Origin of the sequence: Paenibacillus sp. FSL R5-0517 (genome assembly GCF_037974355.1) — a bacterium.
Lineage (GTDB): Bacteria > Bacillota > Bacilli > Paenibacillales > Paenibacillaceae > Paenibacillus.
This window is the reverse complement of sequence record NZ_CP150235.1, coordinates 4,751,275-4,768,516: the sequence shown is the minus strand read 5'-3', so window position 1 is coordinate 4,768,516 and position 17,242 is coordinate 4,751,275. Positions and strand designations below refer to the sequence as shown.

At 46.0% G+C, this 17,242-nt stretch carries 17 protein-coding genes and 2 tRNA genes; 17 read left to right on the top strand and 2 right to left on the bottom strand.

Annotated elements, in window-relative coordinates:
• The first annotated feature begins 72 nt into the window (after positions 1-72).
• The 14 genes from MKX40_RS21225 to MKX40_RS21160 all read left to right on the top strand — a co-directional run bounded on the left by MKX40_RS21225 (position 73) and on the right by MKX40_RS21160 (position 12,206).
• A complete protein-coding gene (locus tag MKX40_RS21225) occupies positions 73-1,020 on the top strand; it encodes an ABC transporter ATP-binding protein (protein ID WP_339235859.1) in 948 nt (315 codons plus the stop codon).
• On the top strand, positions 983-2,092 hold the full coding sequence (locus MKX40_RS21220) for an efflux RND transporter periplasmic adaptor subunit (RefSeq protein WP_339235857.1): 1,110 nt from the start codon (positions 983-985) through the stop codon (positions 2,090-2,092). Before MKX40_RS21225 ends, MKX40_RS21220 begins: the two co-directional genes overlap by 38 nt.
• On the top strand, positions 2,092-5,004 hold the full coding sequence (locus MKX40_RS21215) for an FtsX-like permease family protein (protein WP_339235855.1): 2,913 nt from the start codon (positions 2,092-2,094) through the stop codon (positions 5,002-5,004). Before MKX40_RS21220 ends, MKX40_RS21215 begins: the two co-directional genes overlap by 1 nt.
• A gap of 2 nt (positions 5,005-5,006) precedes the next feature.
• A complete protein-coding gene (locus MKX40_RS21210) occupies positions 5,007-5,870 on the top strand; it encodes an ABC transporter ATP-binding protein (RefSeq protein WP_339235853.1) in 864 nt (287 codons plus the stop codon).
• Positions 5,871-5,891: 21 nt separating this feature from the next.
• On the top strand, positions 5,892-7,343 hold the full coding sequence (locus MKX40_RS21205; protein ID WP_339235850.1) for an extracellular solute-binding protein: 1,452 nt from the start codon (positions 5,892-5,894) through the stop codon (positions 7,341-7,343).
• A gap of 107 nt (positions 7,344-7,450) precedes the next feature.
• Entirely contained in the window at positions 7,451-7,642 is a 192-nt protein-coding gene (locus MKX40_RS21200) for a hypothetical protein (protein ID WP_047843730.1), read from the top strand.
• Positions 7,643-7,713: 71 nt separating this feature from the next.
• Positions 7,714-7,787: transfer RNA gene (locus MKX40_RS21195), tRNA-Met, on the top strand.
• Positions 7,788-7,843: 56 nt separating this feature from the next.
• Positions 7,844-7,917: transfer RNA gene (locus tag MKX40_RS21190), tRNA-Ile, on the top strand.
• Between the two features lie 183 nt (positions 7,918-8,100).
• Positions 8,101-8,526: a hypothetical protein gene (locus MKX40_RS21185; protein WP_339235847.1), complete on the top strand. Its 426-nt coding sequence runs from the start codon at positions 8,101-8,103 to the stop codon at positions 8,524-8,526.
• A 235-nt stretch (positions 8,527-8,761) separates the two neighbouring features.
• A complete protein-coding gene (locus MKX40_RS21180) occupies positions 8,762-10,318 on the top strand; it encodes a tetratricopeptide repeat protein (protein ID WP_339235844.1) in 1,557 nt (518 codons plus the stop codon).
• A 138-nt stretch (positions 10,319-10,456) separates the two neighbouring features.
• Positions 10,457-10,636, top strand: coding sequence for a hypothetical protein (locus tag MKX40_RS21175; protein ID WP_339235841.1), 180 nt, complete (start codon positions 10,457-10,459; stop codon positions 10,634-10,636).
• A 170-nt stretch (positions 10,637-10,806) separates the two neighbouring features.
• On the top strand, positions 10,807-11,481 hold the full coding sequence (locus MKX40_RS21170; protein WP_339235839.1) for a hypothetical protein: 675 nt from the start codon (positions 10,807-10,809) through the stop codon (positions 11,479-11,481).
• Between the two features lie 116 nt (positions 11,482-11,597).
• Positions 11,598-11,717 carry a YjcZ family sporulation protein gene (locus tag MKX40_RS21165; RefSeq protein WP_253439256.1) on the top strand — a complete coding sequence of 40 codons (120 nt, stop codon included), beginning with the start codon at positions 11,598-11,600 and terminating at the stop codon, positions 11,715-11,717.
• 159 nt (positions 11,718-11,876) lie between these two features.
• Complete coding sequence (locus tag MKX40_RS21160; protein ID WP_339235837.1) at positions 11,877-12,206, top strand: DUF1904 family protein; 330 nt, start codon at positions 11,877-11,879, stop codon at positions 12,204-12,206.
• A gap of 39 nt (positions 12,207-12,245) precedes the next feature.
• Here MKX40_RS21160 and MKX40_RS21155 read toward each other — a convergent pair whose 3' ends face one another.
• On the bottom strand, positions 12,246-13,469 hold the full coding sequence (locus tag MKX40_RS21155) for an MFS transporter (protein ID WP_339235834.1): 1,224 nt from the start codon (positions 13,467-13,469) through the stop codon (positions 12,246-12,248).
• A gap of 644 nt (positions 13,470-14,113) precedes the next feature.
• Between MKX40_RS21155 and MKX40_RS21150 the strand changes: the two genes are divergently transcribed.
• Both MKX40_RS21150 and MKX40_RS21145 read left to right on the top strand, forming a co-directional pair.
• The gene (locus tag MKX40_RS21150) at positions 14,114-15,262 is read left to right on the top strand and encodes an ATP-binding protein (RefSeq protein WP_339235832.1); all 1,149 of its coding nucleotides are present in this window, start codon (positions 14,114-14,116) and stop codon (positions 15,260-15,262) included.
• 108 nt (positions 15,263-15,370) lie between these two features.
• Positions 15,371-15,853 (top strand): NucA/NucB deoxyribonuclease domain-containing protein, encoded by a 483-nt coding sequence (locus MKX40_RS21145; protein WP_339235830.1) that lies wholly within the window; start codon positions 15,371-15,373, stop codon positions 15,851-15,853.
• Positions 15,854-15,969: 116 nt separating this feature from the next.
• Here MKX40_RS21145 and MKX40_RS21140 read toward each other — a convergent pair whose 3' ends face one another.
• On the bottom strand, positions 15,970-16,194 hold the full coding sequence (locus MKX40_RS21140; protein WP_339235828.1) for a hypothetical protein: 225 nt from the start codon (positions 16,192-16,194) through the stop codon (positions 15,970-15,972).
• Positions 16,195-16,401: 207 nt separating this feature from the next.
• On the opposite strand from MKX40_RS21140, the gene MKX40_RS21135 reads away from it, so the two are divergent.
• Positions 16,402-16,851: a hypothetical protein gene (locus MKX40_RS21135; protein ID WP_339235826.1), complete on the top strand. Its 450-nt coding sequence runs from the start codon at positions 16,402-16,404 to the stop codon at positions 16,849-16,851.
• Positions 16,852-17,242: the final 391 nt, after the last annotated feature.

Here is a 17,242-nt window from a genome sequence, read left to right as displayed (position 1 = left end):
TAATTCAGTGTAGGTTGGAACAGATTTCTAATTTTAGGTTTTTTGAAGAAGTGAACGGGATATGAAGAAAGGATGAGCGTGATTGCTGGCATGAAGAATTTATTTCTCAGAAAAAGACCTGCCAAGAGCCAGTCAGGCGATGAAAATCAACAGGGGGAAGCACAGCTGGAGGCATCGACGGTTTCGGGAGAACATACATACAACAATGAACACGATCATCCGTCGAGTGAACCTCTGGTACCTGAAAGTGAAATCGCTTCAGATGAAGTGGCTGCAACTGCTGTCACTTCCGTTGATAACCCCCCGAAGAAGATCAAACCGAAGAAGGATATATTGCCTCCATATGATGGACCTGTACTGGAGGTGCGTAACGTGCATCGCAGTTTCCAGACAGGCAGTCGTATCATCCATGTGCTCAAAGGCATTGATATGGAAGTGAATCCGCAACAACTGGTCATGCTGAAGGGGCGATCTGGCTCAGGCAAAACAACGCTGCTGAATATGCTCGGTGGATTGGATCAGCCTTCAAGTGGAGACATTCTGTTCTCCGGCCAGCCTCTTCAGGATTGGGGAGACCGGCGGCGGACCGCTTTGCGGCGCAAAGAGATCGGTTTTATTTTTCAGGCGTATGCACTCATGCCCTTATTGTCTGCTTGGGAAAATGTAGAACTGTCGCTGCGAATGGCGGATGTTCCGCGAGCGGAGTGGAAGGACAGGGTTGGTCACTGTCTGGACCTGGTTGGACTATCCAAACGGGTGAAGCATCGACCTTTCGAGATGTCCGGGGGAGAGCAACAGCGGGTAGCTATAGCCAAGGCGATTGCCCACAGACCCAGATTGTTGCTTGCGGATGAGCCTACAGCGGAACTGGATTCCAAGATGGGCGCTCAGGTCATGGCCGTATTCCGCAATATTATTGAAGTAGAACAAGTAACGATATGTATGACTACACACGATCCTACAATTTTGGAGGTTGCGGACCATGTTTATGAAATGGCGGACGGCAGATTTATCAAGTAAAGGGGCCGCTCCGAAGAGGGGGAAACGCGCAGCGCTTATTGTACTTGGTGCGATAATGGTTGCAACGATGTCTGGCTGCTCATTGCTGCCGTCAGAAACAGAGGAAGAAGTGCTTCCGCCAATTACACCACCAACGATCTCTAAGAAACCGGAATATGAAGTCCGGACTGAAACGCTGGAGAAAAGAGTAAGTGGAAGTGGCAAGATGATGAGTCAGCGGGAAGAGAAGGTGTACTTCACGCTTGATGGCATGCATGTCAAAGAGTTAAATGTTAAACCAGGAGATAAAGTGAAAAAGGGTCAACTTCTAGCCGTGCTCGATGTGGAAAGTGTGGAGAAGGAGATCCGTGGCAAGAAACTGGCTATTCGCAAATCCGAAGTTCAAATGAAGGAAACACTCCGCAAAAAAGATGAGATGGACCCTGTAGAGTTCGAAGAGGCGACCATTGCGTTTGAAGAACTGCGCCAGGAACTCGCCGATCTGGAAGCGCAACTGGGCAAAGCTACGTTGACTGCTCCGTTCGGTGGTACCGTAATTGCTGTGCAGGTTGAGAAGGGCGCAGCCGTGAAAGCATATGACCCGATTGCTACGATTGCGGATACATCGAATCTGGTTGTGGCAGCTACCTTTGCCAAGGAAGATCTGGAGAAGTTCTCAGCCGGTATGAAGGCAGAAGTGGACATTAATGGAGCCGGTAAAGTCGCTGGCAAAATTAAAGTCATGCCTCTGGCTGAAGCATCGGGAAGCGGCAGTGGCGAAGGAACGGGGGAAGGCGGGACGCCTCCAACGAAGGAAACGCTGGATAAGTATGTAATCGTTACACTTGCAAAAATGCCAAAAGGCGTGGAACGTGGCACACCTCTATCGGTCTCTATTGTGACGCAGCGTACCGAGAACGCGATTGTGATTCCTGTATCCGCTTTACGCTCCATCGGTTCAAGAACGTATGTACAAGTCGTGGAGAGTGATGGTAGCAAGCGTGAAGTGGACGTTGAAGTGGGCCAGCAGACATCGACAGATGTTGAGATTCTGAAAGGTCTGACCGTAGGCGAGAAAGTAGTGGGACGCTAATGGGGCTGCCATTGCTTCGACTGCTGTTCCGCAAAATGTGGAACACGCGCTGGATGACCTTCAGCACATTAATCGGATTAATTGTGGCGGTTGCGTTCACCGTCAGTATTCCCATGTATGCCGATGGTGCACTGAAACGGGTCGTCGCGCAGACGTTACAGGATAATAGTGAAGGATTGCCAGCGGGTTCGTTGCTCATGAGTTATCAGGCACCTGGTGGTGTGAAGACAGACACAAGGGGTCTGGATGAAGTAGATCGATATATTCGTGAGGATGTTCCTCGCGAGATCGGTTTCCCATTCCATACGTATGTGAATGCCAGATCCATTCGCAGCACCGAGGTGAGTCCAGAGGATCCAACCAAAGTGGACGCCAGCCGGGTGCGCAGTATGAGTATGGGCACGATGAGTGGACTGGATGCACAGGTGAATTACTCAGCCGGAGTGAAACCTGGCAATCAGGTCAAGGACGATATTATCGAGGCAGTCATGTTGGAAGAAGGCATGTACCGTAACGATCTGCATATCGGTGATATTCTGGAATATCCGGTCTACAGCGGTCTTGATATTACGTTGCGTGTGAAGATTACGGGGTCTTTCAAGGCAGATGATCCAAACAGTCCTTACTGGGTACAGGGATTTGACGGTATGATGAATGGACTTTATGTGGATGAATCGGTTTTTAATGATGTTTTACTGAAAGAAAAAGGCATTCCACTTCAAAACTCACGTTGGTACTATGCCTTCGATCTGAAGGAAATTCAAACCAGCCAGCTATCAGGTCTGACTTCCATGCTGGAAAGGTTGGATATCGATCTGTATCAGCGGCTGAAAGATACAAAAGTGGACATTACCTTCGGTGATCTGCTCAAGCAGTTCCGCAGTCAGAGTCTACAATTGCAGACGATGTTGTTTACCTTGGCAGCACCGATGATTGCGATGGTCTTTTATTTTATTGCGATGAATGCCAGACAGTCATTACAGAAGCAAGAGAGTGATATTGCGGTATTGCGCAGCCGTGGAGCTTCCGCTCGGCAGATCTTCTCTCTCTACCTGCTTGAAGGTATATTTTTGGGCGCTATTGCGCTAATTATCGGGCCGTTGCTCGGTTATTTTATGGCCAAGAGTATTGGTTCAGCAAGTGGATTTCTATCCTTTGTTGATCGAAAGTCGATTCCGATTGGCGTATCCAAAGAAGCCATTCTTTTAGGTGTAGCAGCAGTGCTTGTTGCCATTATTGCCTCCCTGATCCCTGCGATAACCTATGCACGGGCAACCATTGTATCAGCCAAACGGCGGCAAGCACGTACAGACCGTGCTCCAGTATGGCAACGCTGGTTCCTGGATGTTGTGTTACTGGGTCTGGCTGGATATGGATACTACCTGTTCTATGAACGCCAGATGTTGACCTTCCAGACGGGAATGACAACCGATCAGTTACAGGTACAGCCGTTTCTGTTCTTTGTACCCGCACTCGCGATCTTTGCGCTCGGACTATTCTTCCTGCGTTTGTTCCCGTGGATATTGAAGCTGATTCAGCTGATTGGTCGCAAGTTGCTCCCGGTCCCGTTGTATCTGACATTAACGCAGCTATCGCGTTCATCTTCGTCTTATTATCCGCTGATGATCCTCCTTGTACTGACATTGGGACTTGGGGTGTACAACTCGGCTGCGGCTCGGACTATTGATCTGAATTCCACTGAGCGCACCTTGTACCGTTATGGTTCTGATGTGATTATGCAGACGGTGTGGGAAGGAACACCTGAGGTTAAACCCGGCGGTTCCGGGCAGAATGGCGGCACGGGTGGAGGTCAACAAGGCGGTGGTGGTACGGGTGGTGGCGCTCCCGGCGGAGGAAATGGCGGTGGAGGTGCTCCAGGTGGTGGCGGCGGCGGTTCTTCGCAGCCATCCAAAGTCATCTACTCCGAACCTCCTTTTGAAGTGTTCCGCAGATTAGATGGTGTCGAACATGCAGCAAGAGTGCTGCAGACCAAAGGCAATATAATCGTCTCTGGTAAATCGGGCGGGCAGGGGATGCTGGTCGGGATTGATAATGTGGATTTCGCTCAAGTGGCTTGGTTCCGCAACGATCTGTTCCCGGCACATCCCTACAAGTACCTTGACTTGCTCGGCAAATATGAAGGGGCTGTATTGATCTCTTCCAAATTTGCTGACAAATTCAAGCTGAAAACTGGAGACCTCGTCTCCATGGGTATACAGGGACAGGCGATTGAATTCGTAGTCTTCGGAATCATTCCTTACTGGCCATCCCAGTATCCGGATCAGATGCCATTCTTCGTGGCTAATCTGGATTATATCTACGATCAGGTGCCTCTAATTCCTTATGAGGTCTGGCTGAAAATGGAACCGGATGCCAAAGTGGCTCCATTAATGGAGAAACTTGCAGCAGAAGGGATTGAGTTATCTTCTGTGCGTGACGTACGCACCGAATTGGTATCTCAGGGTAAACACCCATCACGAGGTGGGGTATTCGGAATTCTGAGCCTTGGTTTCCTGGTATCGGTTATTATCTCGTTGATTGGATACGTGCTGTACTGGTTCTTCAACCTGTCCGGACGTGTTGTGCAGTTCGGTGTATTACGTGCCATGGGATTGTCTCGTGCACAACTGAGTGGCATGCTGCTGCTGGAGCAGGTATTCACAGCGGGGCTATCGATCCTGTTAGGTATTGGTATTGGTCAGGTATCCAGTCGTTTATTCCTGCCATTCCTGCAAACGACGGATAATGTATCTGCTCAGGTACCTCCGTTCCGGATTGTCTTTGAGCAGCAGGATATGTTGCAACTGTATGGGGTTACTGTGGTGATGCTGGTCATTGGTGCAACGATGTTGCTCTGGCAGATTCGCAGACTGCGTGTTCACCAGGCGGTCAAAATGGGAGAGGAGAGGTAAACGTGATCCAATGCGAAGGACTTGTCAAAATTTTTAAATCCAGCGATGTGGAAGTCGTTGCCCTTCAGGGTCTCAACCTGACTGTCAATCAAGGTGAAATGATGGCCATCATTGGTAACAGCGGTAGCGGTAAATCCACACTGCTGAATATTCTGGGTGGACTTGATCGTCCTACGGCGGGTACGGCTGTTGTGGGAGACTGGGATTTGCTGAAGATGACAGATGCCCAATTGGTTGAATACAAACGTCATACGGTAGGTTTTATCTGGCAAAATAACGGTCGTAACTTGCTGCCTTATCTCACTGCATTGGAAAATGTGGAGACGCCCATGATTCTGGGAGGCAAGCGTGATCGTGCTTACGCAAAACAATTGCTCGAATGGGTAGGGCTTAAGGATCGGATGAATAACAAATTGCATCAATTGTCAGGAGGAGAGCAGCAACGGGTAGCGATTGCGATCTCCTTATCCAATCGTCCCAAAATTCTGCTTGCAGACGAACCAACGGGTTCGGTCGATTCCGAGACATGTGATACAATCATGGGCATTTTCCGAAAAATGAACAAGGAACTCGGCGTTACGATTGTCATCGTTACCCATGACTTGACGTTAGCTGGCAAGGTAGACCGGATCGTTGCGATCCGGGACGGCTTGACCAGTACCGAGTTTGTGAAGCGCAACCCGAATTTGGACGATGAGCATAGCTTATCCGAGACGGGTATGCCGGACATTCATGAAGCATTTGTCATTATTGACCGTGCTGGGCGGCTTCAGGTGCCAAAAGAGTATCTGGAGGCCTTAGCCATCGATAACCGGGCTACATTGGAATTTGACGGTGAACGCATTGTCATTACACCGCCAAGATAATTAATGAGGGGGAATTGGGAGATGAAGAACAGGTTGTGGGGAAAACGTGTGCTGGCTGTCATGGCTACTGCGACGCTTGCATTGCCGCTGATTGCAGGATGTACGGCAAGTGAGGCGAAGGATACAGAGCAACGTGTATTACGTGTGGCTACTATGTGGGGAGGACAAGACGACAGTTATTTCCGTCAACAATTTACCGATGCTTTTGAGTTGACCCATCCCAATGTAACCATTGAGATTGTAGCTGCCGTTGATCAGAGCAGCATGTATGGGTATGGCAACACCGAAGAACAGCAGGAAGTTCCGGATACGATGGAAAGTCTGAAGAAGATAATGACTGGCGATAATCCGGTTGACGTCATCGTGGCAGATACCTCTACAGTCAAATCATTAATTCAGGAGAATCTGGTGAAACAGCTGGATCCATTAATGCAAGAAGACAAGTTTGATACGACAGACATTGTTCCTAGTGTGCTGGAGGGTATCAAAGATCTGGGGGATCAGAGCATTTATGCATTGACACCAACGTTCTCCTCTTCCGCTTTGTTCTATAACAAGGGCATGTTTGAAAAAGCAGGCGTGGAACCGCCAACGGACAATATGACTTGGGACGATATCTTCAATCTGGGTACCCGACTTACAAAAGGCGAGGGTAAAGATCACGTATTTGGTTTCACCTTCACGACATATCAGGGTGGTTCGCCTTACTACTCCATGCAGCAGTACTATAGCGCGTTGCAACTGAAGACGTTCGATGACAAAGCAGAGAAGATGACCGTAGATTCTCCTCAATGGGAGAAAGTGTGGAGTACCATCAGCAAACTTGCCATTGACAAAGTCATCCCTAAAGGAGACGAACCGCAGGATCAGAATCCTAGCGGACGTTATGATCCAATACAGGGTGACCTGTTCCTGAGCGGCAAGGCAGCCATGGCTATTGGCGATTACAGCTATATTAATCAATTAATTGATGCCAATAAAAATGCAGATAAAATGAAAGACTTTACGAAAGTGGATTGGGATGTAGTTACACCTCCAGTTCACCCGGAAGCTCCTGAAATTGGAGGTAGCATCTACCTGAGCAATCTCATGGCGATCAATAGTGCGGCTCAGAACCCGGATGATGCGTGGGAACTGATCAAGTACATGAACAGTGAAGATTGGGCTAAAATTAAGGCGCGTAGCAGCTATGAGATGGTGTCCCGGAAGAGCTTCATCAAGCCTAAAGATGGCTTGGATTACAACATACAAGCTTTCTATTCTTTGAAGCCGATTCCGCCAACGAATACCAACCTGGATAAAATGTATCAAAAATCCCCAGGTCTATGGCAAGTGAACGAAAAAGGCATGGAATATTTCAATCAGGTTCTCGAGAACAAAAAGACACCAAAAGAAGCACTTGGTGAGTGGGCAGCTAAAGGAAACGAGATGCTGGAAAAATTGAAAAAGGATCCTAAAGCTACGTTTCAATGAGAAATGAGAGTTGATTGAGTAGTTTTATTATAAGGATAGCCGCTGAAGATTTTATCTTTGGCGGCTATTTTTATGAAAATGGGGTATTCTACAAAAAGCAGGAATAAATGACGACTCCGGAAAGGACGAGCGGTATGCACTGGGTATATTTCAGCAAGTTGTATGCAACCAAATTTCAGGCAGGATGTCTGGCCAAGCGTATGGAACAGGATGGATGGATATATGGTCATAATGAACCGGCGGAAGTGGAAGTTTATCGATCACGCAAGGGTCGTTACGGTGTGCGATTTATTCCCTGACATTACCCCTTGACTTATAGGGTAACAATAGTGTATATTAATTAAGTCGCTGTTTTAATATTTCTTACTGACGCGGGGTGGAGCAGCCCGGTAGCTCGTCGGGCTCATAACCCGAAGGCCGCAGGTTCAAATCCTGCCCCCGCAATTTAGTTTCACTTGGATGATTTACAGCCATCATCTGCACGTTATACATTATGTCTAGGGCCCTTAGCTCAGTTGGTTAGAGCGGTCGGCTCATAACCGATTGGTCACAGGTTCGAGTCCTGTAGGGCCCATACTCTTGAAACCCTTGCCTAGCAAGGGTTTTTTTCTGTCTGCAATCAGCTGTTAGAGCAAATGCGTAACTTTGTTGTTGGTATCTTTCTAATATGCCCTTTTTTGTGCAAGTCAATGTATGTCCATGCCATATCTCAAATCTCGCATATACTACCTTATCCCAACCCTAGGAGGTAGATTTCATGAGTCAATTTATTGATGCAAGAACTTCGCAGAATGCGAGCTTGGCGAACTCGATCGCAATACCAATCCTTGTTATTAACACGCCACAATTATTTGGCCAGATCGGTCTAATCACAGGAGGCAGTATTGGAGCTAACCCGCGGGTGCAATTTACGGGAACGGTATCTGTGCAACTGCCACTGGCACTCGTGGGTATAACGATTACGATTGTCAGAGGAACTTTGTCAACAGACCCAGTTATATATTCGGCAACTTCAACTTTCAATTTAAGTGTATTGGCACCTCAGGTAATTACGTTCTCGGCAAGTGACTTCGATCCGCCAGTAACCCCTCAATTGACGTACACGGCATTTATCAGCTCCAACTTGCTTGGTACGATCCGTGTAGGACCTGAAAACTTTGAGGGAGCTTTGTATTCGGACTAATGTTACCATCCTTGTTTTAAAAATATATTAATAGTCTTCTTAATGAAAAGACTCACAGACCTGCCCTCAAAAGCAGGTTTTTTTCGTGTTTAAGAGGGGAAACTGATCTTCATCGAGTAGGCAGGGTTCTATGATATAATGCATGTACAGAGATTGATTGGCATTGAAAATAAGTAGTATCTATAACATCCGAGAATTTTATGAAATTATTGATAGAAAGCAGGTTTCCATTTTAATGACGTCAAATGAAAGTCAACGTTTTCGTTACAGTGAAGCTCCGGTCTGGGATTGGCAGAGAGCCTATTATGAACAGAAGGGCTTGCAAGCTTGGACAGAGAATCAAGTCCCACAATATATTACCAGTAATCCGATGATTGCCACAGCGTATGCAGAGATGATTTTTGGATTTCTTCAGGATCTCGCGAACAAGGGACAGATTACCGAGACCGTCACCATTCTGGAACTTGGGGCAGGAGTCGGGCGTTTGGCGCATCAAATTCTCTTGAAGCTGCTGGAACTCAAACAATTTGCGGGAATACAGTTACCACCTTTCAGATATGTAATGACCGATCTTGTAGCGGAGAATGTGCTCGGTTGGCAAGAGCATCCATCCATGCAATCCTTTATTCAACAAGGCATAGTGGATTTTGCACGTTTTGACGCTGTAAAGGATACAGAATTAAATCTGGTCGTCGCAGGCACGGTTATACGGCCCGGTGATCTGAAACAACCGTTGTTGCTGATTGCCAATTACTTTTTTGACAGCATTCCGCAGGAACTAATCTATATTGGGTCTGGCGAGATATATGAGTGTGATCTGCTCGTTCAGTCTCCTGATCGTCGTCATGATCTGGATCCCGCTGAGATGTTGAAGAACATGACGCTCAGTTATGAGTATCGCCGGGCGCCTGAATACAGTGCAGATAACTATCCATACAAGAGCCTTATCACATTGTACAAAGAGGAGCTGGAGGACTCGCACATCCTTTTTCCCGCAATTGGCTTGTCCTGTCTTGAACGGTTAAACAAGCTGTCGCAGTCAGGTTATGTGTTGATTACTGCTGATAAAGGGGATCATCGTCTGGATAACTGGAAGTTCGCAGAGCCACCTGAATTCGTTCTTCATGGAAGTTTTTCTTTGACAGCCAACTACCATGCGATTCAATATGTTTTGGAACAACAGGGAGCACATACTCGATTCACAACACATCATTATAAAGATCTGAATGTCGGGTGCATGTTGATGGTGGATGAACCAATCAGTTTCGTGAACACACGTCTGGCCTATCATCGATTTGTGGAACGTTTCGGACCGGATGACTTTTTTAGCATGAAACAATGGGTAGACTCTCAAATAGAGACTATGGAGTTGAAGCATATATTGCCGTTCTGGCGTCTGGGTGGATATGACGCTGAGTTCTTAATCCATAGTGCGACGCACATCTCCAGTCTTCTTCCTGATGCAAGTGATGAGGAAATGCTCGATATTCAGTCTGGTATTCATACGATGTGGTCGTCCTATTATGTGATGGAACAGCAAGGGGGGCTTGCATTTCTGGCAGGGCAGCTATTATATGAAATGTATATGTATGAGGATGCGAAACGGTTTCTGGAGATATCATTGGTTGCAGATCCAAGTAACCATAATCCAGCCGTCTTGTACGACTTGGCCGTGTGCTGTTATGAACTTGAACTGGAAGAAGAAACACTTTCCTATACCCATCAAGTGCTCGCTCTGGAACCGCAACATGAAGAGGCGGCAGCGTTGCTCCAGAGTTTTGAGTTAATCTGAACGGAGCATTGTAGTCTTGTCTCCTATATGTATAGAAATAGGGATGGTTGTATATAAAATTGAAACCTAATTGGGTTTTAATCGTATTAATGGGATATTAAACCAATCAACTATTTCAACAGAAAAGGAGACAACGGTATGAAAAAAGCCTTATCCGTTGCATTATATCCATTAATGTGGATTGTGGGTGCGTTTAGCGTGCTGTCTGTTAATGCGAATAGTGCCGCAGGCAGCGCCCTCTTTGTGAAAGACATCGGTACAGATCGAAGCTATGATGGGCAGGCTATATATGATAGTATTGAACGTAGAAATGCCTAACTACATAGCACTGAACTGTAAAGGTAATTGATTTATCGAACAATAACATGAGAATCAATTACTCTTGAAGCAAATACGATGCGCATGAATACTGCTCGTACAACCTTTAAGCCGGTTTCGTACCTTATTCAGGTATGAACCGGTTTTTATTATTGAACGGGGGATACCGAATGAAAATTATCATTGGACAACCCAGGCTGGAACAGCATCTGCTGCAGCTTGAAGCCGAACTTAAGCAACACCCAGATGCGGATATAATATTCTATCCTGAAGGTTATCTCAACCAGAATGTCGAAGACGCTTGCCGCTTGGCGGCTGAATACGGAACCATGATTGTATCAGGTCATCGCAGGTTGCAAGAACGTCCGAAGGACCGATCGATCATCATCAGTAAAGCTGGAGAGATTGTATTGGAGAAAGCTAAATATACACCTGCTGAGACGATCGTGGAACAGGGGTGGAAAATAAGCACGTTGTTGTGTGATGAGCTTGTCCTGCAAGGATTTTCCAACGAGAGTATAGGAAATGTGGATATTGTGATGCATTCCATTGGTGTGGGGATGTTCAGTGAAGAGCAGTACAGTGAGTGGGTTGAAGAGGCGAGTAAGATCGCCATGCAGCAGCATTGTATTGTCATGGGGACAAGCCATGCGGATGGTTCCTACCGCGACAGCGAGATCTCCATTCCAATTTCCTATTGTATAACACCTGATGGCGAGGTTGTTCTGGCATCCCGAAGTGATACACGTACTCGTACAATCCTTCTAGACAGAGGAATTACGGAGCCTTCATCTAAGGAATCAGAAGAAAAACAATTGAAAATCTCCATCGCCCCATCCAGTTAAAATAACGGGTATGAATCCAAGATGAATGGGCTGTTGAACTTGCCGATTCGCCCGGTCACTTGCACAGAATACGCATATGTTATGGCATACCTTGAAATTCAAAGGAGGCCAATCAAATGAGTCAAGTTGGATACGGTTGTGGCAATGTTGGTGGATTCGGTGGATGGACTTCTACAAGTGCGATTCTCGTGCTTTTCATCCTGCTCGTGATCATCACAAAATCTTTCTGGCTGTAAGTCACGTATAGTAACGTGTAAACAGTGGCTCCGCTGAGACTTCAGCGGGGCTTTTCCTATAAATAAGAAACAACATATGTCATCCATGACATTTGACAACTGAAAACAATGTGCTTAAAATCACATAAGAGACTATTAACAGAGATTGAAGGGATAGCAATGCCGTTTATTCGCTTTAAAGGATTTACAGGTCCTCAACTAGAGGAAGTTGTACCGCAAATTACAGAGCAGATGGCCCTTATTACTCATATTCCACGGGAGAGAATGAAGGCAGAGCGTCATGATGTACAAGCGCTAACACCTTCTCCGGCTTCTATAGAGATTTTGATGTTTCAACGTGATCAGGAGGTCCATAACCGGATTGCATCGTCGTTGCAGGCTATTCTGGAAGAAGCGTACATGCCGGATGTACATATTTTCTTCAACATATTGTCACCCACCTTGTACTATAAACAAGGCAAGCCGCTGACAGATTATCGATTGGATTGAGATTGTATGGGACGAGCAGAGGATGCTCGTCTTTTTGATTTACATATTTTTCGTATGTTTAGCAATGGGCTGGCTCCTGTGAACCGTGCCGAGTAATAATGAGCATATTGCAGACGCGAGGAATAAGGCTCCACCAATGAGGTACACCCATTGAACGCCCAGCTGATCAGCGGCTAGACCAAAGATAACTATGGACACACTCGTAACCGTGGAGATCAGGACGCCATGTGTGGCGTATACCTGGGTTAGAGATTCGACAGGGACACTGTTCTGAAGCGCTGTCTGCTGAGCCAGATTACGAATCTGATGAACTGGACCCATGATAATGCATAACACCAGAGCGAGCCATGGCAGGTTGTTTATACCATAAACGATGGTCAGCATGCTCAAGAGAAGAGAACCCATGGTCATGCTAGCGATTAAATGCTTCCGAATCCGTTTGGCCAGTGCAAGAGCCAGCATACCTCCAAGCATGGTTCCAACAGCGTAACTCGAGTTCATAAGTCCCCACCAGCCTTCTCCTCGTGCCAGAACTTCTTTTGCAAAGGCCAGCGTTATAGCTCCAATCCAGATCGAACCCGCAAGTGCCTGGGCAATGTCCATAAGCGTGATCAGTCGTAATGTTGGATTCTTCCGGAGCATACTCCAGCCTTCCCTCCATTCGTGACGCGGTACATCAGATTCCTGGGATTGTTCTATACCGCGTGTGAGCGAGCCAAGGGTAATTAGGAAAATTAGAACGGCCCAGGACAGGCTTGTAGCTGCCCAGAAAGTCTGTGACGCCCCCCAGTTCATCACGGCGAATCCCGTCATGGCGTAACCGACAATGGTTACAGTCTGGTTGGAGAAAGTGAGGAGGCTATTGGCTTTTGCAAGATCTTCTCCCTGAACCAATTGTGGTGTCAAAGCATTCAGTAACAGGGATTCCCATCCATTCAAAAAGGATAGTACGGCCATGCCGATCAATAGAAGCGGTAGCTGTGAAATTAAGTGACTCAATGAAATGGCTACACAGGTCATGATGAATGTTTTGGCTATGGAAATGCGGATCAATAGTTTGGAGAATGGGAAATGGTTCACAAGTAATGGCAAAGTGAAACCTGCTGTTATATGTGTAATGATCTGAATTAGTGGAAACATTGCAGCATAGAGTACCGATCCAGTGTGACTGTAAATCAACGTAGTAATGACCATGATATATATGACATTAATAAGCGAGAGCAGCGTTTTGGCGGCCCAATACGGATAAAATGCGATGTTCATGCCAGTGATGTCCTTTCCGAAACGATATATCTATATTACGGGCATTGTCATCATTACACCACAAACAAAGTTATCATTTTCCCGTCATTTCAGCACAAAAAAAGAAACTGCCCAACAGGGCAGTCATCTTCTAATGGTTAACGTTCATGCCATAGTGAGTGTGAAGGCGATAAGTAACATCAGCAGGCTGGTCGTTCTTACCATCGTCATATAAGGCCTGCTGGGTTCGGCCTCACCGCGGAAAATCCAGCCATAGCGCAGATACCAGCCGAATTTTGGGAAACAGAAATTGATGATACAGAGTACCATGAATATAAAAAAGAGGGTTCTCATACCCATCTTCCTTTCTTACTTACATAACAATCTCATCTTAACGTTTACGTCTGGTAAAAAAGACTACGATCAAAATAATAATGATGATGATTAACAGAAATTTCATGCGTATTCCTCCTGATGACAGATAGGTTAATGTCGAATGTTAGTTATCAACTATTACCCATAAACCACACGACTTGAATAACTGTGTTACAATTAAAATATATTGTTCCAATATCAACACATACCATTTGGTTAGTTGTATCTCCATATAATGTACGAATACAGACTATATAAACATTAACGTGTGTGAGATGAAGGAGGAAGGCATGAGCCAACATAATCAACTCCCATTACAGTGGGAATTTATCATCTCGAAAGTGAAATCCTCCGTGACCGTGGTCGATGCTACCTTGCCTGAGCTTCCGCTCATGTATGTAAACGAACACTTTACCCGGCTGACAGGATACACGTATGAAGAGTCTGTAGGACAGAATTGCCGATTCTTGCAAGGACAGGACACAGACCCCGAAACAGTAATGCAGATTCGTGATGCATTAAAGAAACAACAGTCCATTAAGATTGATATCTTAAATTATACAAAAAGTGGCCAGAAGTTCTGGAACGAACTGAATATTGATCCGATCTTTAATGAATCTGGGGAGTGTTTATATTTTGTAGGCATTCAATATGATATCTCAGAACGGAAGTATGCCGAACAACAGTTAAAATTCGCAACTTCCATGGCTGAGATGAACAGCAGAGGGCAATTGGAATTCATCGGAAAGCTGAATCACGAGCTTCGTACCCCGCTCAACGGCATTATGGGAATGATCGAACTTGCCAGTATGGGTGAAATTACGGATGAGCAGAGAGAATATCTGGAGCTTGCACGTCAATCGAGTGAGGCGTTGCTTAACATCGTTAACAATAGCCTGGATATGGCGAAACTGGGCAGAGGCAAAATGGATGTCGAAAACATTGAGTTTCAACCGTTGAAGCTGATTCAACAGATTGTAAAGACACATGAGCCTGCAGCGCGGAATAAACACATACGTTTGCTCTGTCATGCTGATCTGAATGTTCCCGATGTGCTTATCGGTGACCCGCTAAGACTTCGGCAGGTACTGGATAATTTGCTGAGTAATGCGATCAAGTTCACGGAACAAGGTGAAGTGCAGTTACAGGTGGATGTGAGGAAACAAATCATGGATACCATAGTTTTGGTATTCTCTGTGCGTGATACGGGAATTGGCATTCCTCAGCATCAGATTGAACAATTGTTTGATGCATTTACCCAGACTGACATCTCCCATGCGCGTCGATTTGGCGGAAGCGGGCTGGGGCTGACCATCTGCAAAGAACTGCTGGAACTGATGAATGGCCAGATTACAGTAGAGAGTACCGAGGGAATAGGTACACAGTTTGAGGTGACACTGCCTTTACTGCGCCAACAGGCCATTCCCAATGTAGGATAATCAAACAAGCAGGACAGCCGGGTGGTCTCGGCTGTTTTTTTATTTGTTTTATTGTTTTGCGAACGGGCGTTCTGTTATAATGCTAATGTTGAATGGGGGAGACACAGCATGAGTAAGAGACGCACTGGACGAAAACGAAAAGGTAAACAAGGCTTCAAAAAGCAGGTACTGACACTGGTAGCGATGCTGCTGGTAGCCCTCTACGCCTGGGCGGGGGGAGAATGGCCGGAGGAGATACCTAATCCATTCGGAGGAACGAATAAGAGTGTAGACCATACCATTACGTTTCCTTCTGAGCGCTATCCCGAAACAGCCAATCATATTAAAGCTGCCATTAAAGCAGGGCATTCGGATGTATGCACCATTGATCGTAGTGGAGCTGAGGCCAATCGGGATCTATCACTCAAGGGTGTTCCGGTCAAAAAAGGTAAGGATCGTGACGAGTGGCCTATGGCGATGTGCGCTGAGGGTGGCACAGGTGCAGATATCCAATACATTACCCCGAAGGATAATCGTGGTGCAGGTTCATGGGTAGGGAATCAGTTAAGTACATATCCGGATGGAACGCGAGTGAAGTTTGTAGTGAAGTAACAAAAAGAGAAAAACCAGACGTGCATGCGTCTGGTTTTTTGGTATGATGTGCTTGCATAAATAGATTTAATTAACGTATCTATACGGGAACTGAGTTTCTAGGATTACAGATCCGACTATACGAGTTGCATTCCACTTAAATGATGAGACCGGATGCTTAACAGACGTGTAACATGTTCAACCTCATCAAACGGTATCCACAGACTTCCGTGAACGGTACGTAAGGAGAGAATGGATGTATCAGCGGTTCGCTCGGGATAACCGGTTACCGTCTGACCGCTTGTATTACGAACCGTGATCTGTTGTTTGCGCCGGATGGCAATTTCTACCTCTTTTTTCATAAGTCATTGCTCCTGATTATGAGATGTTAAATCCATATGTCAATGTTTTCAATGGTTAATTTGTCTTCTTTATCTAGTCTATCAGAACTAGGTATAGATTTCCAGAAGAGAAATAAGTAATCCCATAGGTGATTTGTCTTAGCTGTGGATTATCCGTTTTTGAATGGTCATTACGGGGTTATATTAGGGTAAAAGGAGGGGAACGGAATGACACAATTGATTATTGGGCTGGCCCGTACCGAGAACGAGGCTATAATTATGCTGAATAAGGCTAAAGAGCAAGGTATTAAGGATAAATATCTGGGAGCCGTGGCGAAGGAACAGCTTAATCTCGAGCTGGTGAGCGAGAAGACGGGGCTGCCCAAGCCATTAAAAGGTGCAGGAACGGATGGTGCCTTTGGCGCGCTAAAAGGGATATTGGCTGGTCTGGGGAAACGGATGGATCAGACGATGTCGATCGGAAAAGCAGTACGCAGGCTCGCTGGTAATGAGATTGGGAGTGAGACCGATGATTTGGTGCTTACACTGACTGAAGCGGGGATCTCGGAAGAAGATGCACGGTATTATGAAGATTGGCTGTTAAAGGACCATATCTTGGTTATTGTGGAGTGCAGTGAGGAAGAGGCGGCCCGTGTTCGACCGATTTTACTTTTTTAGTTTAATTTAAGGCTGATTTTAGGTTTCTTTAATGTTGGGGAGGTATTCTTATCTCACACCTCCCTTAATATAGATTGGTTTACCGGAAGTCCGGGACCGCAACTCGGACTTTCTAGGCACTGTGAGCTGACGCTTACAGTGCCTGTTTCATTTTTTATAAGTTGAACTAAAGATTATTAACACTGACACTACGATGACAGAATTACCTTCTAATCGCTGTTATCCCCAGATTTTTTCGATTCCCTTTTGAAAGGGAAAATCCGGTGATAAAGGCGAACGCTTCGCTTTTTCAGTTTTTTCTGTCCTCTCCGTTATCGTGTAAACCCTTAGTTAAACTTATATAGTTAGATTATTTTATAAAAAGTGTTGCAAAGTTAATTAGTTCATGGTA

What these genes read in the sequence shown, in the direction of transcription:
- MKX40_RS21145 (WP_339235830.1), top strand. Translation starts at nt 15,371, where the DNA reads ATGAGTAAGAGACGCACTGGACGAAAACGAAAAGGTAAACAAGGCTTC.
- MKX40_RS21160 (WP_339235837.1), top strand. Translation starts at nt 11,877, where the DNA reads ATGCCGTTTATTCGCTTTAAAGGATTTACAGGTCCTCAACTAGAGGAA.
- MKX40_RS21200 (WP_047843730.1), top strand. Translation starts at nt 7,451, where the DNA reads ATGACGACTCCGGAAAGGACGAGCGGTATGCACTGGGTATATTTCAGC.
- MKX40_RS21135 (WP_339235826.1), top strand. Translation starts at nt 16,402, where the DNA reads ATGACACAATTGATTATTGGGCTGGCCCGTACCGAGAACGAGGCTATA.
- MKX40_RS21170 (WP_339235839.1), top strand. Translation starts at nt 10,807, where the DNA reads ATGAAAATTATCATTGGACAACCCAGGCTGGAACAGCATCTGCTGCAG.
- MKX40_RS21220 (WP_339235857.1), top strand. Translation starts at nt 983, where the DNA reads ATGTTTATGAAATGGCGGACGGCAGATTTATCAAGTAAAGGGGCCGCT.
- MKX40_RS21165 (WP_253439256.1), top strand. Translation starts at nt 11,598, where the DNA reads ATGAGTCAAGTTGGATACGGTTGTGGCAATGTTGGTGGATTCGGTGGA.
- MKX40_RS21175 (WP_339235841.1), top strand. Translation starts at nt 10,457, where the DNA reads ATGAAAAAAGCCTTATCCGTTGCATTATATCCATTAATGTGGATTGTG.
- MKX40_RS21185 (WP_339235847.1), top strand. Translation starts at nt 8,101, where the DNA reads ATGAGTCAATTTATTGATGCAAGAACTTCGCAGAATGCGAGCTTGGCG.
- MKX40_RS21205 (WP_339235850.1), top strand. Translation starts at nt 5,892, where the DNA reads ATGAAGAACAGGTTGTGGGGAAAACGTGTGCTGGCTGTCATGGCTACT.
- MKX40_RS21225 (WP_339235859.1), top strand. Translation starts at nt 73, where the DNA reads ATGAGCGTGATTGCTGGCATGAAGAATTTATTTCTCAGAAAAAGACCT.
- MKX40_RS21180 (WP_339235844.1), top strand. Translation starts at nt 8,762, where the DNA reads ATGACGTCAAATGAAAGTCAACGTTTTCGTTACAGTGAAGCTCCGGTC.
- MKX40_RS21150 (WP_339235832.1), top strand. Translation starts at nt 14,114, where the DNA reads ATGAGCCAACATAATCAACTCCCATTACAGTGGGAATTTATCATCTCG.
- MKX40_RS21140 (WP_339235828.1), bottom strand. Translation starts at nt 16,194, where the DNA reads ATGAAAAAAGAGGTAGAAATTGCCATCCGGCGCAAACAACAGATCACG.
- MKX40_RS21215 (WP_339235855.1), top strand. Translation starts at nt 2,092, where the DNA reads ATGGGGCTGCCATTGCTTCGACTGCTGTTCCGCAAAATGTGGAACACG.
- MKX40_RS21155 (WP_339235834.1), bottom strand. Translation starts at nt 13,469, where the DNA reads ATGAACATCGCATTTTATCCGTATTGGGCCGCCAAAACGCTGCTCTCG.